The organism is Mucilaginibacter sp. 22184 (assembly GCF_052045695.1).
Classification (GTDB): Bacteria; Bacteroidota; Bacteroidia; order Sphingobacteriales; family Sphingobacteriaceae; genus Mucilaginibacter.
Genome location: NZ_JBQEPI010000008.1, coordinates 25,329 through 52,189, shown reverse-complemented (window position 1 = coordinate 52,189; position 26,861 = coordinate 25,329). Strand labels below are relative to the sequence as shown.

Below are 26,861 nucleotides of genomic sequence, written 5' to 3'. Positions count from 1 at the left end.
AGGTTATTATATATCGTGAAATCGAAAAACATTTTCCGATATAACGAAAACAGGAAAGATAAAATCAGGCATGCACGGAACCAGAAAAGGAGTCAGATCATTTTCTTTTTTCCAGATGATCAGTTATTGCGGGTCGGTCTACCCTTAATGATGGGTTAGCGTAGATCGTATAAATAATACCCAATGGAGAATTCATTGATCGTAAGATATCCTTTCGTGCTTTGTGGATCGCAAAACTAAGTATTTCACCCTTGACCAGGTAACCATAAAATAAAACGCTGAATTGATAAGCCAATTCATCCGGAACCGGTATTTCAGGCGCTATAAAACCCCTGTTGCCATTTTGATGAAACAGTTTTGGGAAAGATGATACACCAACCGGGCTAATTTTTGCAGCAGCGCATGCGTTCATAAAAATCAACGGATAGCACTGGTTCTTCAATTTTGCAGGGCCACTTGCAAAGAAAGACTCCAGGCTTCCAAATGATATTTCCCCGTTTTTCCTTCTGGGTCGCCTCAAAAAATCCAGCGATGGATAGGATACTGCGATACTATGATTGGCTACATTATGGCTTTGTGTGTCGGCATGGCAGGCAAGATGTTGAATATGATCGTCGGGGCTGTTCATCAATTGAGTTGCCAAAATATTTTGAAATGCCGCATCGTTAGGAACATTTGCCGGCCAGGGATCAATTATATTTACGTTATCCAGAACGGCCAGATCCTGTTTTTCCCTATCCGAAAACGAAAGTCCCTGGTGATTGAAGAAACGAATATTGAGGCCAGCGGTATTTGCTATGACCCCGTTACAATAAGCATCTGCCTGGAGTGCCGGTACATCAAAAAGCTGCCTGCAAATTACTGCGGAAAAACCAGAAAATTTTGCGCAGGCACGGAAAAGATCGTCGGCATTCCTGACGTCCATATTCCACTCAAAATCAAAGACAGGCAAAAATTCAAAAGGCAGATGTACACTCCCAAGTCCCGAAACCTGTAGAATAAGCGGCATTGCATCCACATACAATCCCGTCTGCATTTGACTGGTTTGCCATTTCGGATAAATTTGGCGAAAAAGGTCCTGGAGTTCAAATCGTGATTGGCCGAAAAGGGAAGCTGCGAAAACACGTCCGGTAAAATGAAGTCGTTCCAGAGCCAAGCCAGCAGACCGATAATCACCTTTATCGATTACCGCTGCCTTTTGAAGAAATTGCCACAAACCATCATAAAACCGTCCAATTTCCTGGGGGTAGGTGTTAGCGTCCATGTAGGTAGGAAAAATTCTGTCATCCTCCCCCTCCCTGCTAACCTTTACCTGAAATGGAAAATTACCGGTAATGTTAATTTTGACCATCTCTACCAGTAGTAAAATTATCGTAACGTATAGGCGAGACGACAGAGATCAAACGGTTCATTTGGCTGATCTCTATCCAGCAATCCGCCAAGCTATTGGATTTCTGCTTTAAACGAAACTCCTGCACTATACTATCCCGGTCGTGACTTACCTCAAAATTGAGAACTGTAGGGGTAAATTTAAGGCCATTTAATCGCGGCGCCGCAGAGAAGGTTACGATTGCCACATCCTTGCCGCCAGTAATATCAATTTCTGGAAATGATGATTTTCTCGTCTCATTGCTGCCACCATAAAGTGGGAAATAATGAGGAGAAAACCAACAACGCAAAATATATTCAAACTCCGGTTCTGCTATATTTTCGGAAGTTAGACCAAAAGGCTCTTGCGGAACATTTAACGACGAACAGGTTAATTCAGCAATAAAATAACCATGATAGTTGCCAAGAGTTTCCAGCCCAAGTATATTCCCAATTTTGTCAATTTTATCCTCGATGACCTGGTCCCGTTCCAATATAGCCTGCAGGAGACCGGTTACCTTCTTTGAAGCTTCGTAGGAAAAGTACCCCATGATGATACATATTAAAGCGAGTCCATAAACATTAAAGACTTCATAATTGGCGGAGGTACTCAAAATCATACCACGTAGCAATAAATAGATTCCGGCTGCAGTCGGTATACCATTTAAAAGTCGCATAAAGAGTTCATCCAAGTAAAGCGGCAGTTTTCCCTTATTTTTATTATCTATCAGGATACCAGTATACCTCAGCGAACTACCAAGAACACCACTTAAACAAACGACCAAAATCAACCTGATTTCCCCGGCCACTTGAAAATTACTATCAACCGGGAAAATCAAAAGGATCACCAGAGCCACAATTAATAACTGGACCAAAGAATTGATCCGAATACCCCTGGCATATTGAAAACGAAATTCTTTAAGTCTTTCCATCAGTTATAGCCTTTAAAAAACCAGGGGGAAACGAAAGAAACCACGGCAACGAGCGCTGATCCTACCCATTTGACATGAATATGGTAAACCTCAAATGGTCCGCCTAACCAATAGACCCATACCACAAAGGCGACTAAAGCGAGCACTATAGGAACTGGCTGGGCAGGTTCTTCTGCTTTTTCGTCCTTCGTCCCAAAATAACGGGAGCCGATCAAAAGAAAGAAGCAGGCAATGGACCAAATTAAGATACCTATTTTTTGATCCGAGGGAATAAATCCGCTTACGACCATATAGAGTCCGATGATCTCAGAAGGGATTAATTTTAATAAACGACTTAAGTAATCTTTAAAGGCTTCATCGCTGTTCCGAAGAGCAGGAGCACGCCGCAGACGAAAGGGAGCAGACATAATCGTGAATAGGTTAATGAACTCTAATTTAAGTAATTACCTTTTAATATTCCAAATATTTCGCAAAAATTCAGCGATAAATCAATCTAGGAAGAAAAACCGATATTTATTTATATAAAAATAACACAAACGATTGATTTTCAATAACTAAATAATTATTTCAGAGCAAACCTTCACAATATCATGATGACTTCACCAACTGACAAAAATGTGGAGCAAACCAATGGTTTGGTGCTCTCCTACTTAACACAGAGAAATATCATCGGCTTCAGTGGGATGCTGCTACCGTTAGCACTTGCAGCTTGGCCAAAGAGGCCCGCACCTTATGGGATTGAGCCCTCGATCAGTGACTATTTTTTCACAAATCGAGGTGATTTGCTTGTCGTATTTCTATGCGTCATCGGCGTATTTTTAATCACTTATAAAGGTTATACATGGGTTGAAAGGGCGCTTACAATTACCGCTGCTCTTGCAGGCATGGGTGTGGCATTCGTTCCGACAAGAAAAATTTGCGGTAATTGTGAATTTTCTGCGCATACAGAGGATGGACGCCTTTTTCTTGACTTGTTTGGAGAAGGCTGGCACATACTTTTCGCGGCGATCTTCCTATTGTCTTTGGCGGCCATGTCCTTGTTTTTCTTCCCATTGACCGATGAACCCGCACAGTTGAGAACAGCAGCCGGACGCAAAAGCAAAAAGGCTAAGCGTAACCGCATTTATAGAATCTGCGGTATTATTATGGTTGTCAGTGTGGCTATTCTCGGCCTCTACTTTTTATTAAAACCCGATGTCAAGGGTTTTCCAGTCGTTTACACTTTTGAGACTATTGCCATTGAGGCATTCGGCCTTTCCTGGCTCACCAAGGGGGAAACATTTCTACCCGACGGTCAACATTATATCGTGAGAGGATTACGTCAGTTGGGGCGCTCAAAATCCTAAACGCTAAAGATTAATAATCACACCTTAATCAATATCAACATGGCAATTATTAAAGTACTGATCACTTTCAGCGGTACAGCAACAGGTAGCGTGCACTGCCAGATTCTGGGAGCCCACACCAATTTACAATTCGATGTAACTGCACAGGACGAACCTATGGCTCATCCCTTTAACCTGAGGCCAAATGTTTATTCGGTCCAGGTTTCCGGCTCATCAGGGGGAAAAGTGAGCCTGTTAGTAGCCCAGGAGGAAATCGAGTTAGTGAACGAGTCGGATGAAAATATGAATGTCTTTATCCTAAAAGCATTTGCCGTGAATTGATATGAAGAAATACCTCAAACACTTACCACTAATCCTGCTTTTATGCTGTGGCCTAAAAGTAAGCGCCCAGGTCAGTGACGCCTTAATACAGGACGCAACACTTAAAAAAATCCCATTACAAAAAACTTTATCAGGCTGGGATATATTGGGTAACCTTTATCAGCTCAGCTTGGATGACATAACGGCTGATGATAAGTCCATCAAGTTCAAAAGCACTATTTTCGGATTGAAAAAGTTGGGTAATGATGACCCGGTAAGCAGTGCGGAATATACCAGAAACAAGATTGCAAGGCATATTGAGCCATATTTGACATTCAACTACAAAGATCAGTTCGATCCTTCAAACCTGACTCTTGGCGTTAACCTTTCCCTGATAAATCATAATGACAAAACCGAAAGCCCCAAATTAACTACCCTCCCGGTCGAAATTCAAACTACTCACTCAAGCTTGAACGCAAGACTTGCTGCCTATCGATCTCAGGTAACACCAGACCTTCCAAATGCGACAGCCGCGGATCGAAATGCGGTAGTCGCCCTACTTAATAAAAATTTCGATTTAATTACTGCATTTGTACATAGCGGAGATGAAACGAAGCTCCCGCCAGCACTCAAGGCAGACTTGGACAGAGAAGGGATCACGCCATTAGTCAAACAATTACAGGAACAGATGGATAAGCTGGCAAGCGATATCACCAATGGATTCAATTTGACGTTTTCACCCCAGGCCACCTATGCTTTTAACCGGAGCGACCTGCAAGGGGCCTCCTTTATGTTTAACGGGATAAAGGGATTTTCCTGGATAAAAAAACGGACGACCCAGATCATCGCCAAGGGTGGTTACGTATTAGGAGACGATACAGTCATTAAGAAAACGGCGATTGGCAGACATCAGATTCAAACACAGCTTGGCATAAATCAGGTTTTTGTAACCAAAAAAATCAAGGCAGATGATGGTACGGAATCCGCGTCGCCGAGCGGGGAACTATCCATAAGTTATGGCTATAATTATCTTACTGAAGGCTATTTAACTGATGAAAAAAGGGATCAGCAGACCTTAAGTGCTAAACTGGGTTTTCTAATTGGGAAAGATTCCTGGTTACTCATCCCCTTCACCTATAATTTTGCAACCAAGGAAAAACGCGCCTCAGTAACTATAAAGGTGAATCTTGGAAGCGCTCCTTTTAAATAGCCAGGAAAAAATCTGATCGGAAATTGTACGAGGAATAAAAAGCCAAAATAAGCCGGCTTTTATATTTAAAGAAAATACCCTACAGTATTTAACAAACCGAGGCGAACTACAGCTGTAGATCACCTCGGTTGTCCTTAATAGTTATTTATATATGTTACTCCAGGGGCACATTAACCTAAGTTTAACTTAAGCCTGATTTAGGGTATTGAAAGCTTCGTGCGGATTTGAAAGGAAAAAGCTACGGAAATCAGCAGTCTGGCCAACGTGAATTTCGTAAACATCATTTTCTAAACCATCAATCAATGCCTGAGCAACCTCGCTTGAAGGCATGCCGTTTGCTTCACCACCAATATCTTTAGAAAACTCAGTGTTCACCAATGGCGGCATCAGTTCAAATACTTTTACCGTTGTGTCAACAGCAAGGGTATGTCTCAGAGTAAGCGAATAAGAATGCAAAGCAGCTTTGCTATCAGAATAAGTTGGGATCACCGTTACTGGTGCAAATGCAACCAATGAAGTTACGTTAACGATCGCAGATTCCGGTTGGGCTTTCAATACCGGTAATAAAACCTCATTCAGGCGGATCACGGCTAAGTAGTTAGTTTGGATCTCTTCGCTTGCTTTGTCAAAAGACAGAGATTCAGTCGAATGTTTATAAACGTTCGCTGCGGCTGCATTATTAATTAAAATGCTCAGGTCGCCGAATTCCGCTTTTATTTTTGATACCAATTTGGTTACATCCTCACCTTTGGTGATGTCTGCCTGATAGGTACGTACATTAGCTAATCCTTCTGCGGCTTTTTCCAATTTCTCGCCGTTTCTGCCGATAATCAGTACTTTGTTACCTTTTTCGCTTAAAAGTTTAGCTGTTTCGTGACCAATGCCTGAACCACCGCCGGTGATCAAAACAGTTTTGTTTGAAATGTTCATGTTGTTTTTATTTAATTTATTGTCAGTTTCAAAAAAGACAATTTTGTCTATTTTGAAAGAAGCTTTTTAGCAGGCCGCTTAACGGCCTTTATTTTTTCCATTACACGATTAGTGCAATAGCTATTAATTCATTATAAGTGATTTTTTCAGAGCACTCAGACTTTCGAGAAAATATTCGCGACCGAAGATCCTGCCTGAGATCAGCGTACCGGGTAATGTGTTTACCCATTGTATGGCCATTTCCCTTGGCGCAACCGGGAAGCTAAAATCACCCGATTCCTTACCAGCACGAAAAGTTTCCGAGAGCCAGGCTAAAATATTTCCCAGGTGTTCTTTAGCAGCCTCCTGCATCTTTACTGGCAGTTCCGAATATGCTGAACCACAGATACCAATGAGGCACAGCTTTTGGCCTTCATTAAAGTAATGTTCATACAGTTTCAGAACGGCTTCCGCTTTTTCTACTGACGAATACTGTGACAACGCTTGTCCCATTTTAAGAAAGTCTGATTTATCCTTTTCGATCACCGCAACTCCAAGGTCTTCCTTTAGTGGAAAATGATAGTGAACAGCAGCGTTTTTGATCCCCAGTTCACTGGCGATCTGCCGAAAACTGAAAGATGGATAACCAACCTGCTGAATAAAATCACGTCCAAGGGTGACAATTTGATCTCTTGTGTTTGCCATAAAATTCTGATACAAACATAAAAACTTACTTATATATAAGTAAGTTTTTATGTAATCACTATGTCATCATAATTTATTAGTTCATAACTACCTGATGACCTGACCCATTTATTTCATTTTATTTCGGCAAGGCTGTTTAGAAATTACGAAATATCAAAACCTAACAAATAAAAAATATCAGAGAATGCTAACTATCAACAACTTACTTAATGGCATCCATTTAGATAAGTACCTGCTGCAACGGCGATAATTTTGCGCCCCTTTCGAAGAACATTTATGGAAGTGACGAAAACGGTTTCATGGAGTACGCCGGATTTGGATAATTTGGGATTTTGGTCAGCCAATTTAATTAATGGCGAGTTGGAGCTTTGTGCTATTTCAAAAACGAAACTTGGGTTATCCACCTTCTCCCCATCAAACCTTGAAACTGCATTCAAAAAATTTAGTTACAAGGACCGGCGATGTTTTCTGGAACAGATTAAAAGCGCATCACCACATGGTCCAATGTTCCGTCATATATCGGCCGGCTCCCACGATATGCCGGGACCGCTATTGTTAAAAGGGCAATTTAAATTTAACGATTCAAATGAGGCAATAGGGTTGTCCGGGATCCTTTCTACTATCAGTAAGTCGGTTAAAGTAACATCAAACGAAAGTGACCTATTGACGATTCTAAGTCATGAACTCAAAGCGCCGTTGACGACTATAAAACTTTATATTCAACTTGCCTCGAAGATGCTTGGCAAGGTTCGGGTTGCTTCCGTGCTACCTTACCTGGACACCGCAGTGCGGGAAGTTGATCTACTGAATAACACCATGGAAAACCTGCTTGATTATTCCTCTTTAAATACAGGTGACTTACCGATCTATCCTCAGGTATTTAGTTTAAGCGCAATGGTTAAGGAAGAATTCCTGAAGCATCAGGAAATACACGGTACGCATATTTTTGAATACCACGATACAGGCCATATCAAGGTAAATGCTGACAAAATAAAAATACGGCTTGTGATCAATAATCTAATTAATAACGCCATAAAATACGCACCGGATCAAACTTTGATTAGGTTATCCTGTAACAGGGTAAACGACCAAGCAGTCGAATGTGTACAGGACCACGGCCCTGGTATATCCTTTGAAGATCAGCAGAAACTTTTTACCAAATTCAGCCGTGTGGGAGGCCACGAGCAGATCACCAAATCAGGGCATGGCGTTGGGTTGTATCTTGTACGTAAGATCACGCAGGCACATCATGGGGAAGCATGGGTGAAAAGTCAGCCTGGAATGGGTTCTGCCTTTTATTTTTGCCTTCCTGAGCAAAGACTGACCACAGCGAATTTTGGCATTAGGCCAAAACTTCAAACCAAGCGGAATTAATGCCGGTGCGGGTTTAGCCTTGCTTCGGCGAGGTCAATTTGATTTTCCTCTTTACGAATTGTGGCATCGCTGAAAAGTCTTTGTTTACGAATATGGAAGAGCTCGTTCCGTTGTGCTTCGTAAATCCTAATAACGGCTTTGTTATAAAATTCAAGTTCAGATTCCTTGATATCTTCTCCCAACATGGATTCTAATTTATCAGCAGTTATGGTTACCCTATTTTGGAGGTCGTTTCGCAGATTATGAATAAATCTGTTTTTTTCAACCTCCGAATAGAACTTATCCTCGATCTCTTTAAGTGCCACGTGTAATAAGCGAAGCCGGAGTTCAGCTTCCTCCTTTTCAGCTGATGCGACCGGGTCTATTTCTTCGGCTTTAATTGCCCTGACTAAAAACGGCAAACTGAAACCCTGTAAAACCAAGGTGACAAGGATCACAACAAATGCAATAAAAATGATCAGGTTTCTATGTGGAAAGGCCGTCTCACCATTAACAAATGCCGGAAGGGAAAGCGCGGCGGCTAAAGATACAACCCCGCGCATTCCGGCCCAACCAAGTAGAAACGGCCCTTTCCAGCCGGGATTCGCTTCCTTCTCCCGGATACTTTTAAATAGGATCCGGGGAATAAATGTGGCTGGGTAAATCCACAGAAAGCGAACTATAATGACGATTAAGCTAATCAGAAATCCATAGCGCCAGGCCTCGGCCACGGAGTATCCATGTAATCCTTTCATAATCACAGGCAATTCCAAACCGATTAAAATAAAAACCAATGCGTTTAGCATGACTACCAGTGTCGACCATACATTGACAGTCTGGAGCCGCGTTTCGCCACTGTTAAAAGTTTCGTGGGACCGGTGTGAAAGTAACAAGCCTCCACTCACCACGGCCATGACCCCTGAAAAATGAAACTGTTCAGCCAGGAGATACATAAAGTATGGGGTTACCAGTGTAAATGCCGCATCGATATTGGCCGAAGTAGAGAGATATTTATGTTTGAGATAAATTAGTTGACCAACTGCAAGGCCGGTTATTATACCCATCACAGTGACAACTAAAAAACTGAGTGCTGCCTGATGAAAAGAAAACTGGCCTGTAATTACGGCGGCCAAAGCAAACCTGAAAACGATCAAACTTGAAGCGTCATTGATCAGGCTTTCACCCTCCAGTATCGTTAATACCCTTTTAGGCACTTTCACACTTTTCAGAACCGAGGCGGCAGCTACGGCGTCGGGAGGCGCAATAATGCCGCCGAGCAGGAACCCAAGCGGTAGGGTAAACCCCGGAATAAAATAACATGCAGCGAAAGCGACAATGACGGAAGTACAGATTACCAACCCGAATGACAATAAACTTATCGCGCGCTTCCATTTTAAAAATTCGGTAAAAGATGTATACCAGGCGGCTTCATACAAAAGCGGCGGCAAGAAAACCAAAAAGATAACATCCGGATCAATAGAAACCACCGGGATACCTGGAATATAACTGATCGCAAGGCCCGCGATAACCAAAAATAAAGGATAAGAAATCTTTAATTTCTGCGCAAGAAGGATTAGCAGAAACGCACCCGAGAGTAATAAAAGAAATAATAAAAGGGTATAATGCATATCCTGGTCTGTTAGTATGGAAGTCCTTATAGCTGGATCCTGAAAGAAGCCACTATTGGCATAAATAGACAAATTTATCCATTTTAATAGCAAAAACATTACCAAACGTCTTAAATTAAAGCAAAAAACAAAATGATGGTTAATAAAAAAAATAATCAAGTCGGATTTCTCTGTCATCGGGACTTTCTTGCTCTGTCATTTTCCTATATTTAGTAAAAAGGGACTTCAAATTAACGACATAACATAACCAGCAAATAGAATCCCAAATCTATTTATCTGTTTTACAGTCAGAAACGCCCCGGCACCACGATTGCAGCCAAGCTGTTATTTACTTAAAACATGCAATTATGAGTGATTTTCAGAAGCTATTTGAAAAACAACGGGCCTACTTCGATTCTGATATTTCAAAATCATACGAATGGAGATTGGAACAACTGGACAGGATGGAGCGCATGCTGACCGAAAATTATGAATCTTTCTGTACCGCATTGGCGAAGGACTTTAAAACCGGCAGTGCAGAACAGCGTTCTGAGTTGAATGGATCCATCGGCTGCATAGGTCACATTCGTGAGCATTTGAAAGAATGGATGGAACCCGTAGATGCGCCCATTCCTAAGTTTTTGAAAGATGCCGGAGGGAAGGGAACAATCTACCGTGATCCTTATGGTGTGGCACTGATTATCGGACCATTTAACGGCCCGATCATTCTACTGGTTGAACCAGCCGTTACCGCACTTGCCGCTGGAAACCCGATCATGATTAAAGTTAGTTCCGGAATTCCGGCAACCGCCGGTTTATGGATGGAACTTGTACAAAAGTACTTTGAACCTGAAGCAGTGAGCATTTCTGATGGCGACCGTGACGTTGTCGCTGAGTTGTTAAAGATCCCGTACAACTTTATTTTCTTTACAGGCAGCGTGGCTGTTGGAAAAGTTATTATGAGGGCCGCAGCGGAAAACCTCACCCCGGTCCTTCTGGAACTTGGTGGACAAAACCCGGCGATTGTCGATGCGACTGCAAATATCGCCGAATCAGCACGAAAAATAATATGGGGCGCGATGGCCTGGGGCGGTCAATGGTGTACTTCACCAGGATATGCCTATGTACACGAATCGTTGATCGATGAATTTAATGCCGAAGCTAAAAAAGCTATTGTGGAGATGTTTGGCGAAGACCCAAAAAGCAATCCTGACTTCTCACGCATTATCAGCCCGAAAGCTGTTAAACGTCTCTCAACACTAATCGATCCGGCGAAGGTCATTGCTGGCGGAGATTTTGATGAGGAGGCTAAATACTTCGCGCCAACCCTGGTGTACCCGGTAACCTGGGAGGATAAGATTATGGAGGATGAGATCTTCGGTCCAATTTTGGCCATCATGCCTTATAGTGATCTTAAAGAAGCTGTAGCCAAAATCAAACGTGCTCCAAAACCGCTTGCGGCTTACATTTTCAGTAAGGATGAAGAAACCATCACCTACCTTAAACATACACTGTCATTTGGCGGAGGCGCAGTTAACCATGTTAACGTACAACTTTACATTCAAACTTTACCTTTTGGAGGCGTCGGATCTTCAGGGATAGGTAGTTATTACGGTAAATTCGGTTATGATTCGCTGACGCATCCAAAATCTGTGCTGACTACACCGGCCGACTTTTCTATTGAGCACATTTATCCACCCTATACGGAAGAAAAGATCAAGGAATCCGAAATCTGGGGAATCTATTAATCAGTTCAGAACGGATGAATACGATATCCAATAAATGGTTCGCGCTAACCATCCTGCTTGCAGCACCATTGCTATCGGTATTGGATGTTTTTATTATCAATGTAGCAGTCCCTTCCATTAAACTTGGCATTATGGCAAATGATAGCGAGATGCAGTTGGTAATTGCCATCTATCTGTTAGGGTATGCCTCTTTTCAAATCACAAGCGGCCGCGCTGGAGATTATCTTGGCCGTAAAAAAGTGTTCATTGCAGGGATGTTCCTGTTTACATTTTTCTCCTGTGTCTGCGGCTTTTCCGAAAGTCCTTTCCAACTTATCATATGCAGGTTCTTCCAGGGCGTATCTGCAGCGATTATGACACCACAGACTATCGCGATGATGCAGATGATCTTTCCTAGCTCCACAGAAAGAACAAAAGCGGTGGGACTTTATGGTATAGTTATGGGTTTTGCAACTATCCTGGGCCAGTTCCTTGGTGGTTATCTTTCAAATACCCATTGGCTGATTGCCGGCTGGAGGCTTATTTTTTTCGTAAACCTGCCACTCGGCACACTGGCCATTGTCCTTGCAACCGTTTTCCTGGAAGAAACAGGACGAAAAAACGATGGACGTCCGGATTACAGCGGTGCATTGATTTTAACCGCGAGTTTATTTTCGTTGGTTATACCGCTCATAATCGGCCGGGAAGATGGCTGGCCGGCCTGGAGTTTTGGGTTATTAATATTCGCCGCTATTTTATTCATTTATTTCAGGAAAAATCAACAAACCAAGTTAACCAATGGCCTTCAGCCACTGGTTAATCTTGGACTTTTCAGGATCAGGGATTTCAACAGGGGAATTACCACTGTCATATTTTACTTTATGATGCATACCTCCTATTTACTGATCATTAGTGTATATCTTCAAAATGGACTGGGGATAAACTCCTATCAGAACGGACTATTCTTCGTCGTTTTTGGACTATCCGCTACCATATCATCACTACTTTCCATTAAGGCTGTTCAACATTTTGGAAAGATCGTATTGCAGATTGGCGCTCTTTTAATGCTGATCTCGTTTTTCCTGCAGGATATCTATTTGAATAAAAATGCCTCTTACCTGAGCATTTATTTACAGCTTGGATTTTACGGCTTTGGAGGTGGGATTGTCCTTCCCTCCTTACTGAATATGGCACTGAGGGCTGTACCACTGGAGTTCGCAGGAGCGGCGTCGGGTGTCTATACCACGATCCAACAATCCTCATCCGCACTGGGAATTAGTTTGATAGGAGGTGTATTTTATCACTTCCTGGATCATGGTCAATATCATAAGGCGAATTTTTTGATTGCATTCCATTGGGGACTCGGTGCAGAAATCATCTGTATCACCGTGGTATCCTATCTGCTTTACAAGCTTCCAAAACAAACCCCCAAAGTTGATACGGGAGAAATATTAAAAGAAAAATACAAACTGGACAACCAGTTTTAACAATTTATTAAATACAAAAATATGAATAATCAAAAAATTGCCTTGATCACGGGTTCTAACCGCGGGTTAGGCTTTGAAACCGCAAAACAATTAGGACAAAAAGGAATTACTGTCCTTGTTACCGGAAGGAACCAGGAGATAGCAGACGATGCTGCAAATAAATTAAAGGCCGAGGGGATTCAGGCCTTCGGTATAAAGCTGGATATCACCAATGCGGAGGACCGCAAGGCTGCATTCAATTTAATCAACGAAAAATTCGGTAAGCTTGATATTCTTATCAATAATGCCGGTGTCGGACCCAAAGGTGATTTCTTTGTAAACCGCGCTGTCGAAACAGATGAAGATGAATTTCAATATGTCTTCGGCACAAACGTTTTCAGCGTGGTCTATCTGACTAATGATCTTTTACCATTGTTAAAGGCGAGCGGACAAGGTAGAATTGTAAATCTTGGAAGTAAACTGGGCTCATTAGGTACACATGATATTCCTAACGGACCATTTGAAACTGTAAAACGCCTCTCGTATAATGCCTCAAAAACAGCCTTGAATGCTGTTACCATTCACCTCGCTGCCGAATTAAAGCCATTTGGCATCAAAGTCAATTCAGCAGACCCGGGACATGCGAGAACGGATATGGGTGGCCCTAACGCGCCGTTAAGTATTGCTGAGGCAGTGGCTACAAGTGTCCAGCTGGCTCTGCTTGGCGAGGATGGCCCCACTGGTAAGTTTATACATCTTGATCACGAAATTGCCTGGTAACGATTCTTTCAGTTTTCAAAAAATGAAAGTTTTCTAACTAAAATTCATCATCATTTTATAACCCGGGTGTACTTCAATAGTACACCAACAATAATGAAATCATGGAAATGTTTGAAGTTCTAAAAACCCGGACTGACGGGCAAGTGCTATTTGCTGCAATTGACAATCCGCCGATCAATCTGCTCGGCCCTGCACTGGTACGTGACCTGGTATCGTTAATCCGTATCCTCGATAAAGGCGATACCTATAAAGTGGTTGTATTTTCAAGTGCAAACCCGGATTTTTTCATCCCCCATGTAGATATTACCAAGATAGCCGAGTACCGGGAAATTGCTGCACAATTGGTTGGTGAACCCTCACTGGCATTACTTTTCCGGAGGTTGAGCGAGACCAAAGCGATCACCATTGCTCAGATCGCAGGAAGGGTGCGAGGTGCAGGAAGTGAATTCATACTGGCCTGTGACATGCGTTTCGCTTCCCGTGAGAAAGCTATATTCGGACAACTGGAAGCGGCTTTTGGACAGGTAGCCGGGGGCGGTGCTATTCAGCACCTCACCAGGACGCTCGGCAGGGGACGCGCTTTTGAAGTTCTGACCAGCAGCAATGATTACGATGCAGACCTTGCCGAAAGGTATGGTTGGATCAATCGCGCTATACCGGACCGCGACCTGGAGGACTTTGTTGATGCACTTGCCCTTAGAATTGCAAAATTCCCACATCAGGGCCTTATGGATATTAAGGAACGGATCAATGCGATCAGCCTGGCATCTGTGGATGACCTTCGTAAAGATTCGGAACTATTTGGAAGGGCCACGCAATTTCCTGAAACAAAGGAACGCTACAAGAAGATCATCGGGCTTGGACTTCAGCAATATGGAGATACAGAACTAAACCTTGGCCGTGTCCTTGGTGAATTTTAAAATCAATCAGGAACATAACAAACCCTTTGCAGGAAAACCTGCAAAGGGTTTCCTTTTATCAATTCAACCCAGCATTATTTTGAGCCTGAATACCGACTGCATCCTCCGTTTTTATTTTCGGTTGATCTGGTCTGAAAATCATCCGGAGGGACTGATCTTTCGACAAGTATGCAACCATCCAGCTAATAAGTGTTCTTGACTTATTTGCAGCATTGACAAGAGACATCAGGTGGACCATTAACCACGCGAAGAGTGCGATAAGACCTCTGAGATGATATCGGTGTTTAAAAAGGTCGACAACCGCGTGCTCCCTTCCGATAATCGCCATTTCACCTTTATCAAAATACTTAAAGGCTGACAAATCCTCACCGGTATATAACCGCTTCAAGTTGTCAGCGAGGTTGCGGCCCTGTTGGATAGCTACCTGAGCGAGTTGCGGATGCCCTTTGGGATAAAGGGAATCTTCCAACTGAATACTGCAATCACCGATGGCATAAATATTTTCCACATCCTTCACACGATTATAAATATCTGTGATCATCCTTTTCCCGATTCCTAGGCTGCTTATAGGTATCCCATTTAGTATGGGGGCAGTGACCCCGGCAGCCCAGATTAATATTTTAGCGGGGATGACTGTGCCGTCGGAAAGCGTGACCTTATTGTCAATGAATTCCTGAACGTGGGTACCCAAAATTATTTCGACTCCCAATTTATCAAGAATGGCATAAGCGTCTTCCTGTGATTTTTGGCTCATCGGAGAAAGAAGTTGTTGGCCGCCATCAACGATATAGATCTGTGCGGGTGTTCCTTTCAGCTCAGGATATTCTTTTAAGAATATGTTCTTCCTGATCTCTGCAAGCATCCCGGTTACTTCAACACCGGTGGGACCTCCCCCGGCCACTACAATGTTGAGCAGCATTTCCTTTTCAGCCTCATCTGTAGAAACCGATGCAGCCTCCATGGTTTGGTAAAGTACATTGCGCATGCGCAAAGCGTCATCTATAGTTTTCATCGGGATAACATTTTCCTCTATACTCTTAATTCCGAAAAAGTTAGATTTCACCCCCGTCGCCAAAACGAGTTGGTCATAGTTAAGGTCACCATTATCGAGATGAAGTAGTTTATTGTCCGGATCAACGCCCTTCACCTCTCCCATTCGATAGGAGAGCCGTTCGTTTCTGAAAAGCTTTCGAAAAGGATAACTAATGCCGGACGCATCCAGAAAACCCGTTGAAACCTGGTACAAAAGCGGTGGAAAATAATTGTAATTATTCCGGTCGACAAGTGTGACCCAGAATCGCTTATCTTTCAGTAAACGCTGGGCAAGGTTTACACCAGCAAACCCACCTCCTGCTATGACTACCCGGATCTTCCGGTTTTCAGCTAATATATTCATGCTTTTCGATTTAAGGCCAATGGATAATGAGTTGGCCCTTTTCTTTCACTAAACACCAACTAAAATACCATGCGATATTGACTTAATAATCACGGCGTTAGTAACTCTACAAAATTTCCAATTAACCATATTTAGTAGATTAGAACGCCTACCTAACGATATATCAAGAAGCGGGACAGGCATGCAAGCGATATTAATATATACAAATAATCCAGCTGTAACTTTGTAGAAATTTCGAGTTCATTCGAGCTCTGCTTTGCAGCGTGGACCTCATAAATTTCATCAAAGGACTGTATCGCCTGGCTGTTCCTATATATAGTTATAGGATTCTTAAATTTCCGATATATAGTAAATCAGAATGGAACAATCAACTCAAAATACCTGACTTTCAATAATTTACATAGTGGCCTAAAGCTTGTAAAAATCATTTCAAATTTTAAATAAATTAAGATGATCACAACAAATGAGCCTTTATCAGTAGAAAGGATGCCAGGGGCACCCCTGATAATTACAAAACACAGCGCTGCCTTTTGGCGGGTAACGTTAGATAATCCGCCGATCAACCTCATGGGTCCGGATATGGTCGCTGGTTTACAACGATTAATGGACATTATAGAAGCTGATCAGGAGCTTAAAGTCATTGTATTTGACAGTGCAAATGAAGATTATTTCGTTTCGCATTTTGATGTGATCCGGGGAGGCGAACTGCCACAGGTTTCTGGCAAATTGGGCGTTACGCAATGGGTTGATGTTTCTAATCGTATCCATAACGCAGGTGTAATCAGCATTGCGGTAATCCGTGGAAGAGTTAGGGGTATTGGCTCAGAATTTATTCTGGCCTGTGATATGCGATTTGCAAGTAAGGAAAAAGCCACCTTCGGCCACCTCGAAGTAGGTATGGGATTAATGCCTGGTGGTGGAGCAACCGAGTACCTTCCGTTATTGTCTGGCTATGCGAGAGCTATGGAAGTTGCTGTTAGTTCCGATGATTTTGATGCCGAGACTGCTGATAAATACGGATGGATTAACCGTGCTTTTGCCGATAATGAACTTGACAACTACGTTAATAACCTGGCAACTCGTATCAGTGGTTTCGAATTGCCAGCGCTGCAGGCGACTAAAGCTACTATATTGAAACGCGCAGGCGGAGGCCCTAATCCTTTTGAAATTCAGGAATCAAGCAACAAATTCTTTGAATTATATCAAAGACCAGAGGCACAGGCTTTACTTGGCAAATTGATGGAAATGGGTTTCCAGACAGAAAGCGATACAGAATCAAGGTTAGGTCATTACCTGGGTACTTTGGCTTCCAAATAATTTAACAACAACTACTTATAAATAATATTATGAAAAAATCAACAGGAATAGCTACCTGGAAAGGCAGCTGGAAGCAAGGAAGCGGAACGATTTCCACTCAAAGCGGAAATTTAAAAGATGCTCCGGTAACTTATTCAAGCCGGTTTGAAGACGCTCCAGGCGGAAGCCCGGAGGAATTACTTGCAGCCGCACATGCAGCATGTTTCAATCAGGCTGTGGCGAACAATGCCGTAATGAAAAACCTTGAAACAACAAGTATTTATACGACTGCGGATATCGAATTGGGTTTTGACGACACAACCGGTTATCCGCAAATTAAAAGCCTGCATTTTAATGTAGAGTCTGAAATTCCGGGAGCGACCCAGGAACAGTTTGAATTTTTCCTTGAAAGAGCAAGGGTTGGTTGTACGATCTCCAAGATCATCAACCAGGAAGTTTTGCCTTTAACAGTTTCAGGTAAATTAATCCAGAGCTAATCAGGGCGTAGGCTTTGATTTCAAAAGTGTATAAAGAAAGATCTGTTAGTATTTATCGATCTGGCAAGGAAACTAAAAAGGCGGCGCGAGCCGCCTTTTTAGTTCTTAAAGATTGAAGAAATCTGTGAATTCACGGTTTGGTCTCCATCATTTTATCTTTCAGGATCATGAGTCCGTCATGAAGTATTTTAAGCAACAAGGCAGCAGCGATCAGCAGACCTGCAATAATGAGATAGCCTGTAAGTTCCTTTGCGGCGGCAAGCCCGGCCTGACTTTGAAAAGTCTGGTAAAAATCATTGGCAGTAGCCGAGTTAATTGTTCCGCTGGACATATCAGTTTTAGAGCCGATATAATCCAGATGGCGGATACGCTGTGTATAAAGTAAATAGTTATACCCTGCTGTGAACACAGCGGTACCCAGAAAAGAACGGAAAAGAAATGCGATCCCAACAACCGTGAGAACGTCTTTTATAGTATGGCCCCTGGTAATATAAATACCAACAGCGATAAAAAGGATTCCCAGTCCGACTCCCTTTATAAATGAAGGAAACCAAAAGCTGCTGATTTCAAAAGCATTTCCAAAGCTATTATACATCAATATCTCGTAAACAATCACTGTACTGAATCCTATAAACATCAGGAGCTGGTCATGATAGCCCTTATAAAACCAGATGTAGCAAAATACAGCGCCAAGGGTAACTCCGGGAAGAAGATATAGTGTTAGTTCAGAGTTTCGGAAATTTTCGTAGTGCAGTGCGCCACCGCTAAAACTTGTTTGCAAGGTAGCGGGAACGAAAATACCGAGCAAGAATATATAAAATAGACCAAGGCGAAAATTGGGTAATTTGAAAAGGTCAAGGGGAAACACAGGCCGCTTAAAATGCAGTTCGCGACGGATGAAAAATAGTAGCAATACCAATACTCCAATCCCGGAGAGCCTGATACGAGACGAATTTAACCAGTCCTCCACCTTTCCGAACACGATAATATAATTCAGCACCATCAATAATGCCGTTAACAAAATAATTCCCTGCCAGTCCATCTGATACAAGGGAACGCGTCTTTTGAGTGGATGTCTTTCTATAAATATTACAGATAATAGCAAGCAGAAAAAGAGCAACATCATAATCGCCACATAGGCATACCGCCAGGTGTAGATAAAAGCCAGTTTACTGGTTACCCAGGTCATGGTATAAATACCGCCTAAAGCGATAAAATAAACAAATGGGTAGAGCCGGCTAACATCGAGTTTTTTACTCCAGACCTGTAGCCATACGAGATAGATTTCAGTAGATGCAGCAACTTTACCGGCACCTAACAGCAGGCAAGCCAGTATCGTTAAATATGGATTAGTGGTGGTGGCACAAACCGCGTTCATCACCAGCATGATGAGGAAGCCACAAATGACCAGCGACTTTGCGGTATACCGTTCCCTAATCCTCAAATTTGTCATACTACCAAGGCCCATTCCAATATACATGGCATAATAAGCCATGGTATAAGGTTCAGTGTACCCGCCCTGGCTTGAGGCCATATCTGACGTATTCCCGAGGTATATGCCATTGGCCGTTAATAAAACCACATAAAGAATGGTTAAAACCGGTAATCTAACCCAAACAGGCACCCATTTGTAGAAGAGTTCGTAAAATTCCATATGCTTTAACTATAACCTAACGATGACATTCATACCAGCCTTTAAAGCTGTTCTAACCGATTCGTATTCGGTGGAATTCAGGAACTCAATCCGGACCGGTACACGCTGCCTCACCTTCACAAAATTTCCGGTGGAATTATCCAGTGGAATAGCTGAGTATCTCGAACCAGTTGCCTCAGAAATTGCCACGATTTTTCCGTTCAGGTATTTGTCATCAAGGCCGTCGATCGAAAGTTTTACAGTCTGTCCAATGTGCAGTTTGGCAACCTGTTCTTCGGTATAATTCGCGATGACCCATTTATATTCATTGCGTACGAAGGAAAGCAAGGTCTGTCCGGCCTGTAGCAGTTGACCTTCCTGTATGCTTCTGCGGCCGGTTGTCCCCTTGTAGGGGGCGCGAATCACCGTGTAGGAAAGGTTCAATGCGGCCATATCCAAAGCCGCTTTCGCTCTTTTGACCTCAGCATCGCTCACCATGGTTCTTCCACTTGCCTCCGTGGTCGAAAGCGTTGCCGAGGTTCTTTGTTCTTCCAAAGCTCGCGTCTGGGCTTCTGCCGCATCATAATCTGATTGTACCTGATCAAATTGTTGCTGGGTGGCGGCTCCCTCCTTTAGCAGATTAGCATAACGCCCGAGGTTCTTCTTAACATTCAATAATTTGGCCCTGCTTGCCTGGATGTTCGCATCAGAAATCCCTATGGTATTGTGAACCGTCTGAACGGTGGACATGCTGACTTTTTTGGATGCGAGTGCAGACAAGTAAGCCGCCTGAGCTGACTCCAATTGGATCTGATATTCCCGCTCATCGATTGTTACCAGGGTATCCCCTTTCATCACCCTTTGATGTTCCTGGAAATAAACTTTTTTGATATAGCCAGGAATTCGTGTGTTGATTGGATTGATATACTCTTCTACCTGAGCATCGTTGGTATACAGATCATCGTTCAGGTGTAAATAAGTCACAGCCCCCCAGACGATACCGGCAACCGCCCCGGAGATTAATAGTCCGTTGACAAGTCTGATTTTCCATTTTCCATCAGAACCTCGATTAAAAGATATTTGTTCAGTCATTTTTCTGTTTTTAAAGCGTTCCTGTTTGATAAAGCAGCTGGCAATAGGTGTATTCCAGGTTAATCCGGGCATTGGTCACTTTCAGCTCCGATTCAATTTTTGTATTCGTGGCATCGATCATGTCGGTGAGCAAGGCCAGCTGGTTAAAATATTTTTTTTCCACCACCCTGTAATTCTCTTCGGCTGATTGCAAATCGGACGTGAGCGTTTGGAGATCCTCTCCTGCTTCTTTGAATTTTATAAAGGCCGCTTTCACATTGGAATATAAATTCTGTTTTTCCAATGTTTCCCGATCTTGCGCTGCAGCGAGTTCGATCCGTCCGCTTTCGATTTTTTTACTGGTTGTGTAGGTCGAAGAAAGGTTGTAGTGCAACCCGATCCCAGCCTGCCAGACGTTGGAATAAATATCCACAGCAGGCACCACACCGGTAAAAGGGCGTTGCAGATTAGTTCTGGTGTACAGAAAAATCTGAGGAAGTCTTTCACTTTCCAGCAAGGCTATTTCATTTGCGGCTATCTTATTATTGATCCCGGAGATTTTAAGATCCTGATTGGAAATTGCTGCCTGTTGCTGATATTCTGTCATCATCCTTAATTCATGCCTGTTTTGAAGTAATAAACTGTCAGGAAACAGAACGGCGGTATCCGGTCGGCCGGTTACCAAATTCAACTGACTGTTGAGGATCGTCATATCATTATTGTTCCTGCGGAGTGCGAGTTCGAGATCTGAAATCGTCAGTTGCGTACGTAATACATCGTTTTGAGTTACCATTCCCTGCTTCTGCATCGTCAGCACATTCTGCAGCCGGTTTTTGGTCAACCTGATATTGTTCTCGTAAATTTTCCTTTGGCTTACGAGCCGAAAAATATCCAGGTATTTGGCAGCGACCAACAGCTTGATGTCTTCCTGATTTTTCTCATTTGATAAACTGGCAATTTCTTCCCTGAGAACAGACTTTTTAATAGTGTTTTTAACTTCCCCACCTTTGAAAATTAGTTGGGACGCCTGTACTGAAAAAGCAGTAAACTGGTGAGGGATCGGGGAAACGCTGTGGTCGCCGAATGAAGGATTCCAACTGTCCGCGCTACTGATGTAGCCAAAAGCCAGATCCGTTCCTATTTGAGGCAGCCTTGCATCTTTAACAATTTCCACTTGTTGCCTGGCGTCCGCTTTATTCTTATCGCTAATCTTTAATTGATAACTATTAGTTAGCGCAAGCCGGTAAGCATCTTCCAGTTTAAGTACGCTATCCCGCGATAAGCCCTGTGCCCGTACGTCATTTAGAGAAAACGCGGAAACTAACAGGAAGGCCAGAACATAAAAGCTTCCCTGGCGTAACAGGGTTTCATGCAGGATATTCGGGTCATGATCCCGTTGGGGTTTAAAGATTAATTTCTTGTTATTCATTTGCTTGATTGGAATGCATTACTATTTGGCACTTTAAAGAGAGGGCCATAGCATTTAGGCCAATTCAGAGGCCACTATACAAGCAATTGTCAATCACCAAGTTGCGTTATCCAGCAAGCTTACTCCGACGATATTTCGGAAATTTAAGACCCTGGTTTTCTAAATAAAATGAATCATTAAAGGAAAAATTCAGAGTTGAGGAACATTCCCGATCATATATAAAAAGGTTTGATCCTTCTAAAAATCATCAATTCCTTTTTGACCGTTAACATCTTTAAAACAGATCCTGATCAGTGTTCCATTTTCATTTTCAATCGTGAATTCGCCGTCAAGTTGTTTGGTAAGTCCTTTCATGAGCATCATGCCAAAAGAATCGTCAGTGGTTAAACTAAAATCCGGGGGAAGTCCCCTACCGTTATCTTTTACTTCAAGGCAAAGTTCATTAGGCAGTGAATTGTAAAAATTCACTGTAATACAATCATCCACGGTATTAGGGAAGGCAAATTTAAATGCGTTCGTCAGGATCTCATTCAGTATTAAGCCGATGGGTACGGCGCTGGCCATGTCCAGCCGAATTTTATCGACATGCAGATGGCAGGAAACGAAATTGGTGAGGTTAAAGCTATCGACCAGGTAACTTACCAATTCCTGGATATATTCTGGCATAAACACGATGCTCAAAGTCCCGGTCTGATAAATCTTTTTATGAAGAAGGGACATTGCATGAATGCGGTGCTGGCTCTGCATGATCGCACTTATAGCAGCATCATCTTTCAGATAGAAAGATTGAGAATGCAGGAGGCTGGTCACAATTTGCAGGTTATTTTTTACGCGATGATGTAATTCCTGGAGCAGCAATGCATTTTCCTTCAATAGATGGTCCAGGGTAATATCTTTGGAATCAATTTCTTCCTGCTTGCGTTTTAATGACTGCCTGTTCCTCATTCTGCCCCGGTATGCCAACAGACTGAAAATTAATACGATGATCAGAACGAAAAATAATAACAATATCGAGTAGACAGCATCATTTGGGATTACCGCCAGTACTGTTTGTTTGTGGATATTAAAAAAGTCAAAATTTAAATAGTAATTGGGCGGCATCATAATTTATATCAGATAGTTTACTGGTAATCATAGTTCCAGACGATACCTAATTTTCGCATCCGAGCTGAAAGAACAGCAGGTGTGAGCCCAAGCAATAAGGCTGCTCCTCCAGAACCGGAAATCTTGCCATTGGCCTTTTTAAGTGCAGCATTGATTTGTTCCTTCTCGTTAGCCTCTTTATCTATTTCAGTTAACCTTTTGACAGGCTCAATTCTAAGTTCCTCCTCTGGTAAATCGAAATGTTCAATCACGGAATGATCAGAAACCAGTACATGCCTTTCAATAAGATTTTGCAATTCACGGATATTTCCAGGCCATTTGTAACTTATCAATTGGGAAATGGCCTCATTAGAAAGTTTTTTAGGTTTCGAGTTGCGGAGGGCAGCCGACTCCTGAAGAAAATGTGTCGCCAAAAGAACGATATCGTCCTTTCTTTCCCGCAACGGAGGCAAAAGGATTGGGAATACGTTCAGACGATAATAAAGATCGATCCTAAACCGGCCCGCCCCTACCTCTGCGTAAAGATTACGGTTCGTTGCGGCAATTATTCTGACATCTATCTTAATCGTATTTCTCCCACCAATCCGCTCCAGTTCCTTTTCTTGCAATACCCTTAAAAGTTTACTTTGCGTATCGAGGGGAATTTCGCCCACTTCGTCGAGAAATATGGTTCCTCCCTGTGCCTGTTCAAATTTACCGATCCTACGTTCAGAGGCACCCGTATAAGAGCCTCGTTCTGAACCAAAAAGCTCCGCTTCGATCAGTCCAGGCGGAATAGCCGCGCAGTTAATTTTAATGAAGGGCCCTTTTTGACGGTCGGACAGCTGATGGATTGCATTTGCCAAACCTTCTTTTCCTACACCGGTTTCACCGGAAATGAGAACAGTGGTGTCCACTGGGGCAACCTGTCTTACCAATCCCAAGACATCCATCAAACTGGAACTTTTTCCTATTATGCCCGTAATTTCCTGTGTTACAATTTTCTTGACTGATCCGGTAGAAGCCTTTGCTCCCAGCGTGCGTTTCCTTTCTTCAGCTATGACCAGATCCTTTGCCAGTTCAGCCAGGTCTTCAGTTACTGCACTGACAACCTCAAGCTGCTCCCTGGTATATCTACCCTGTTCCTGTGAGAAAAAATATAGGGAGGCGTTGAGCCCTGGGGAAGAATTTAAAGGGACATAGAGACTGGAACAAATATCAAAGCCGCTCTGCAGCCTTTCGGCAAAAGGCCGGGCTAATTCTCTGGTACTTCCGGCTTGCATAAAGTCCGGACAAATGTGCCCGATTTCGAGGTTTCCTTTCCTAAATTTCGCGTAATTTTTCCAGCTTGAGGCAATTGTTTCGAGTATATCCCAGCCTTCCAGAAGTTTAAATTCATCATACCCTGATCGCGTTAGCACCCAGGTTCCGGACATGTTCTCCTGATTGATGTTCAGGTCGATCATCATATAACAAAACGAAAGGAATGGATTGAATGCCCTTGCCAGCTGAACTAGTTTTTCCTCCAGATCATCCGAAGATTCCCGTATACCCGTGAGGGTATTAGAAAGCCATTTTTCTTGCCTGGAGATTAGTTCCCGCTGGCTCTTATAACGGTACCCTGCGATTTCGAGTGCAACAAAAATATCCTTGTCGCGGTAAGGTTTCACTAAAAACCCGTAGGGTTGCGTTGCCTTTGCAGCCTCGAGTGTATGGGTATCCGAGTTAGCCGTCATATAGATAAAAGGGATACTGAGCAACCCAAGTGACTTTGCCAGGTCAATCCCATTTTGATCGCCCTTTAGGAAAATGTCCAATAACACCATATCGGGACGGTCCGCTTCCAAAAGAATATGCGCCTCTTCAACGGACTTTGCAATGCCGATGACTTCATACCCTTCCCTTTCCAGTACCATTTGGAGGTCGTTCGCCGCGATCCACTCATCTTCTACTATAAGAATTTTTTCGCTCATTCTATTTACAATTGCCCTGTTAAGGGTACTATCGGTCCTTTTTCTCTTACAAACGCCATACCCAATATATTATATTGATTATCAGTAATTTAACACAAAATATAAAAACGAATTTCACGAACCATCGTAAATCCGATCTGCTTTAACGAAATATAGTTAAAGAGTCCTAAGCGCTAATTTTACTTTACCTCTGCAAGATATTGGTGTACAAAACTGATTGCCATAGAACCTTCCCCCACCGCGGAGGCGACTCTGTTCATGGCGCCTGACCTGACATCCCCTGCTGCAAAAATACCTGGGCAGCTGGTCTCGAGTAAGTAAGGATCGCGGCCCTGTTTCCAGATTTTAGTAAAGGAAGGATGTTGCCTAACCGTGTTTCCCGTTTCCAGGAAGCCTTTACTATCCTTTAAAATATCGAGCGCTATCCAGTCGGTAAAAGGTTTGGCGCCAATGAAGACATAAAGAGCACCGGCATTTACCTTAAGTTCAGATCCATCAGTAAATTTCTTGATCAAAAGACCTTCGAGCCGTTCCGAACCGCGGGCTTCGATAATTTCAGATTGAGGAAGAATGCTGACATTTCCCGTGGAGTGAAGTTGTTCGATCAAGTAAGCCGACATGGTACTTTCCAATGATTCCTTTCTAATCACAACGTATACATGGCTTGCGAACTTGGAAAGGTACATGGCTGCCTGACCTGCGGAATTTCCACCACCAACGATATATACATCCTGATCCTTACAGGCGGCAGCTTCCGTCATAGCGGCACCGTAATATATGCCTGCGCCGGTGAGCTCAGGTACACCTTTTTGTTCGAGCCTGCGGTAATTAACGCCAGTGGTAATAATAACGCTCCGGGTGTTGATGGCAGTACCGTTTTCAAGCAATACAGTTTTATATCCATTGTTGTTAAGGATACCGGTAACTTCAACAGGTGAAACGATTTCGGTTCCCAGGCGGGTAGCCTGGGTTGTTCCCCGATGCGTCAATTCCGCACCGCTGATCCCTACCGGAAATCCGAGATAATTTTCTATCCGGCTACTGGTTCCAGCCTGCCCGCCAGGAGCCCGACGTTCGATCAGAAGCGTTTTCAAGCCCTCAGATGCGCCATAGACCCCTGCGGCCAACCCGGCGGGACCGGCACCGATAATGACAACATCATACATATCGAACCTGATCTCCGGGGTTAAACCTGCCCTGGTTGCTAATTCGGTTATCTTGGGACGGACAATGAATGAACCGTCCTCAAAAAACACCACCGGAAGATCATTTTGAGAAAGACCGTTAAGGTTCAATAACTTTGTCCCGTCCTCGTTTGACCGGATATCCAGCCATAAGTAAGGCACCAGATTTCCGGCAAGGAAGTCTTTCAGATTATAGGATTCTTCAGAATACTGGTGACCGACGATCCTAATCCCGCTAAAAGCAGGTTTATACATTTGTTGCCAGTCATCAAGCATGCCATCGAGTACCGGAAAAAGTTTTTCCTCCGGAGGATCCCAGGGTTTTATGAGATAATAATCAAGCTGAACAGCGTTGATCGCTTCTATAGCCGCACGTGTATCAGCGTATGCTGTAAGCAATACCCGTTTAGCTTCCGGGAAGATTTTCATGGCTTTTTCAAGAAAGGCCACACCCTCCATTTCGGGCATTCGCTGATCTGTAAGAAAAAGTGCCACGCTCGAATTTTTATTTTTCAGCTCCAAAAGGCTATCCAATGCCTCTTTAACCAGGGTTGTGCTTAATATCCGGTAATCGTTCCTGTACCGGCTCCTCAGGTCACGGGTCAAAGCCCGTAGTACCTGGGCATCATCGTCAATGCAAAATATGATTGGTAAGCTCATTTCTTTGATTTTGAAG

The 26,861-nt window shown here is 43.1% G+C and carries 23 protein-coding genes; 10 read left to right on the top strand and 13 right to left on the bottom strand.

Annotated elements, in window-relative coordinates; translation table 11 throughout:
• Positions 1–97: 97 nt before the first annotated feature.
• From ACTJKG_RS18270 to ACTJKG_RS18260, 3 genes are read right to left on the bottom strand one after another with little or no spacing between them, the layout of a single operon-like run.
• Positions 98–1,351 carry a CHAT domain-containing protein gene (locus tag ACTJKG_RS18270; RefSeq protein ID WP_440740037.1) on the bottom strand — a complete coding sequence of 418 codons (1,254 nt, stop codon included), beginning with the start codon at positions 1,349–1,351 and terminating at the stop codon, positions 98–100.
• The gene (locus ACTJKG_RS18265; RefSeq protein WP_440740036.1) at positions 1,338–2,300 is read right to left on the bottom strand and encodes a hypothetical protein; all 963 of its coding nucleotides are present in this window, start codon (positions 2,298–2,300) and stop codon (positions 1,338–1,340) included. The genes ACTJKG_RS18270 and ACTJKG_RS18265 overlap by 14 nt, the downstream gene beginning before the upstream one ends.
• Positions 2,300–2,707 carry a hypothetical protein gene (locus tag ACTJKG_RS18260; RefSeq protein WP_440740035.1) on the bottom strand — a complete coding sequence of 136 codons (408 nt, stop codon included), beginning with the start codon at positions 2,705–2,707 and terminating at the stop codon, positions 2,300–2,302. Before ACTJKG_RS18260 ends, ACTJKG_RS18265 begins: the two co-directional genes overlap by 1 nt.
• Positions 2,708–2,890: 183 nt before the next feature.
• Between ACTJKG_RS18260 and ACTJKG_RS18255 the strand changes: the two genes are divergently transcribed.
• The 3 genes from ACTJKG_RS18255 to ACTJKG_RS18245 are packed head-to-tail and all read left to right on the top strand — an operon-like array spanning position 2,891 to position 5,156.
• Positions 2,891–3,646 (top strand): hypothetical protein, encoded by a 756-nt coding sequence (locus ACTJKG_RS18255; protein WP_440740034.1) that lies wholly within the window; start codon positions 2,891–2,893, stop codon positions 3,644–3,646.
• A 39-nt stretch (positions 3,647–3,685) separates the two neighbouring features.
• Positions 3,686–3,967, top strand: coding sequence for a hypothetical protein (locus ACTJKG_RS18250; RefSeq protein ID WP_440740033.1), 282 nt, complete (start codon positions 3,686–3,688; stop codon positions 3,965–3,967).
• A gap of 1 nt (position 3,968) precedes the next feature.
• Entirely contained in the window at positions 3,969–5,156 is a 1,188-nt protein-coding gene (locus ACTJKG_RS18245; protein WP_440740032.1) for a hypothetical protein, read from the top strand.
• A gap of 186 nt (positions 5,157–5,342) precedes the next feature.
• Here the strand turns inward: ACTJKG_RS18245 and ACTJKG_RS18240 are convergent, their stop codons facing one another.
• Together ACTJKG_RS18240 and ACTJKG_RS18235 are read right to left on the bottom strand one after the other, a co-directional pair.
• A complete protein-coding gene (locus ACTJKG_RS18240) occupies positions 5,343–6,086 on the bottom strand; it encodes an SDR family oxidoreductase (RefSeq protein WP_440740031.1) in 744 nt (247 codons plus the stop codon).
• A 123-nt stretch (positions 6,087–6,209) separates the two neighbouring features.
• A complete protein-coding gene (locus ACTJKG_RS18235; RefSeq protein ID WP_440740030.1) occupies positions 6,210–6,770 on the bottom strand; it encodes a TetR/AcrR family transcriptional regulator in 561 nt (186 codons plus the stop codon).
• A 276-nt stretch (positions 6,771–7,046) separates the two neighbouring features.
• On the opposite strand from ACTJKG_RS18235, the gene ACTJKG_RS18230 reads away from it, so the two are divergent.
• Positions 7,047–8,144 (top strand): sensor histidine kinase, encoded by a 1,098-nt coding sequence (locus ACTJKG_RS18230; RefSeq protein ID WP_440740029.1) that lies wholly within the window; start codon positions 7,047–7,049, stop codon positions 8,142–8,144.
• Here ACTJKG_RS18230 and ACTJKG_RS18225 read toward each other — a convergent pair.
• Positions 8,141–9,928 (bottom strand): Na+/H+ antiporter, encoded by a 1,788-nt coding sequence (locus tag ACTJKG_RS18225; protein ID WP_440740028.1) that lies wholly within the window; start codon positions 9,926–9,928, stop codon positions 8,141–8,143. The genes ACTJKG_RS18230 and ACTJKG_RS18225 overlap by 4 nt on opposite strands.
• Positions 9,929–10,098: 170 nt before the next feature.
• On the opposite strand from ACTJKG_RS18225, the gene ACTJKG_RS18220 reads away from it, so the two are divergent.
• The 4 genes from ACTJKG_RS18220 (at position 10,099) to ACTJKG_RS18205 (ending at position 14,623) form a co-directional block, all read left to right on the top strand.
• Positions 10,099–11,478 (top strand): aldehyde dehydrogenase family protein, encoded by a 1,380-nt coding sequence (locus ACTJKG_RS18220; protein ID WP_440740027.1) that lies wholly within the window; start codon positions 10,099–10,101, stop codon positions 11,476–11,478.
• A 14-nt stretch (positions 11,479–11,492) separates the two neighbouring features.
• Entirely contained in the window at positions 11,493–12,944 is a 1,452-nt protein-coding gene (locus ACTJKG_RS18215) for an MFS transporter (RefSeq protein WP_440740026.1), read from the top strand.
• Positions 12,945–12,965: 21 nt separating this feature from the next.
• Entirely contained in the window at positions 12,966–13,703 is a 738-nt protein-coding gene (locus ACTJKG_RS18210; protein WP_440740025.1) for an SDR family oxidoreductase, read from the top strand.
• Between the two features lie 101 nt (positions 13,704–13,804).
• A complete protein-coding gene (locus ACTJKG_RS18205; RefSeq protein WP_440740024.1) occupies positions 13,805–14,623 on the top strand; it encodes an enoyl-CoA hydratase/isomerase family protein in 819 nt (272 codons plus the stop codon).
• 58 nt (positions 14,624–14,681) lie between these two features.
• Here the strand turns inward: ACTJKG_RS18205 and ACTJKG_RS18200 are convergent, their stop codons facing one another.
• On the bottom strand, positions 14,682–16,019 hold the full coding sequence (locus ACTJKG_RS18200; protein ID WP_440740023.1) for an NAD(P)/FAD-dependent oxidoreductase: 1,338 nt from the start codon (positions 16,017–16,019) through the stop codon (positions 14,682–14,684).
• Positions 16,020–16,469: 450 nt separating this feature from the next.
• Here ACTJKG_RS18200 and ACTJKG_RS18195 point away from each other — a divergent pair, with 450 nt between their 5' ends.
• Together ACTJKG_RS18195 and ACTJKG_RS18190 are read left to right on the top strand one after the other, a co-directional pair.
• The gene (locus tag ACTJKG_RS18195) at positions 16,470–17,336 is read left to right on the top strand and encodes an enoyl-CoA hydratase/isomerase family protein (protein WP_440740022.1); all 867 of its coding nucleotides are present in this window, start codon (positions 16,470–16,472) and stop codon (positions 17,334–17,336) included.
• 29 nt (positions 17,337–17,365) lie between these two features.
• Positions 17,366–17,812: an OsmC family peroxiredoxin gene (locus ACTJKG_RS18190; RefSeq protein ID WP_440740021.1), complete on the top strand. Its 447-nt coding sequence runs from the start codon at positions 17,366–17,368 to the stop codon at positions 17,810–17,812.
• A 130-nt stretch (positions 17,813–17,942) separates the two neighbouring features.
• Here ACTJKG_RS18190 and ACTJKG_RS18185 read toward each other — a convergent pair whose 3' ends face one another.
• From ACTJKG_RS18185 to ACTJKG_RS18160, 6 genes are all read right to left on the bottom strand, one after another.
• A complete protein-coding gene (locus ACTJKG_RS18185; protein ID WP_440740020.1) occupies positions 17,943–19,466 on the bottom strand; it encodes a hypothetical protein in 1,524 nt (507 codons plus the stop codon).
• 9 nt (positions 19,467–19,475) lie between these two features.
• A complete protein-coding gene (locus tag ACTJKG_RS18180) occupies positions 19,476–20,537 on the bottom strand; it encodes an HlyD family secretion protein (RefSeq protein ID WP_440740019.1) in 1,062 nt (353 codons plus the stop codon).
• 10 nt (positions 20,538–20,547) lie between these two features.
• A complete protein-coding gene (locus ACTJKG_RS18175; RefSeq protein ID WP_440740018.1) occupies positions 20,548–21,945 on the bottom strand; it encodes a TolC family protein in 1,398 nt (465 codons plus the stop codon).
• 237 nt (positions 21,946–22,182) lie between these two features.
• Complete coding sequence (locus ACTJKG_RS18170; RefSeq protein ID WP_440740017.1) at positions 22,183–23,049, bottom strand: sensor histidine kinase; 867 nt, start codon at positions 23,047–23,049, stop codon at positions 22,183–22,185.
• A 17-nt stretch (positions 23,050–23,066) separates the two neighbouring features.
• Positions 23,067–25,001 (bottom strand): sigma 54-interacting transcriptional regulator, encoded by a 1,935-nt coding sequence (locus ACTJKG_RS18165; protein WP_440740016.1) that lies wholly within the window; start codon positions 24,999–25,001, stop codon positions 23,067–23,069.
• 179 nt (positions 25,002–25,180) lie between these two features.
• Positions 25,181–26,845, bottom strand: coding sequence for an FAD-dependent oxidoreductase (locus tag ACTJKG_RS18160; protein WP_440740015.1), 1,665 nt, complete (start codon positions 26,843–26,845; stop codon positions 25,181–25,183).
• Between the last annotated feature and the right edge of the window lie 16 nt (positions 26,846–26,861).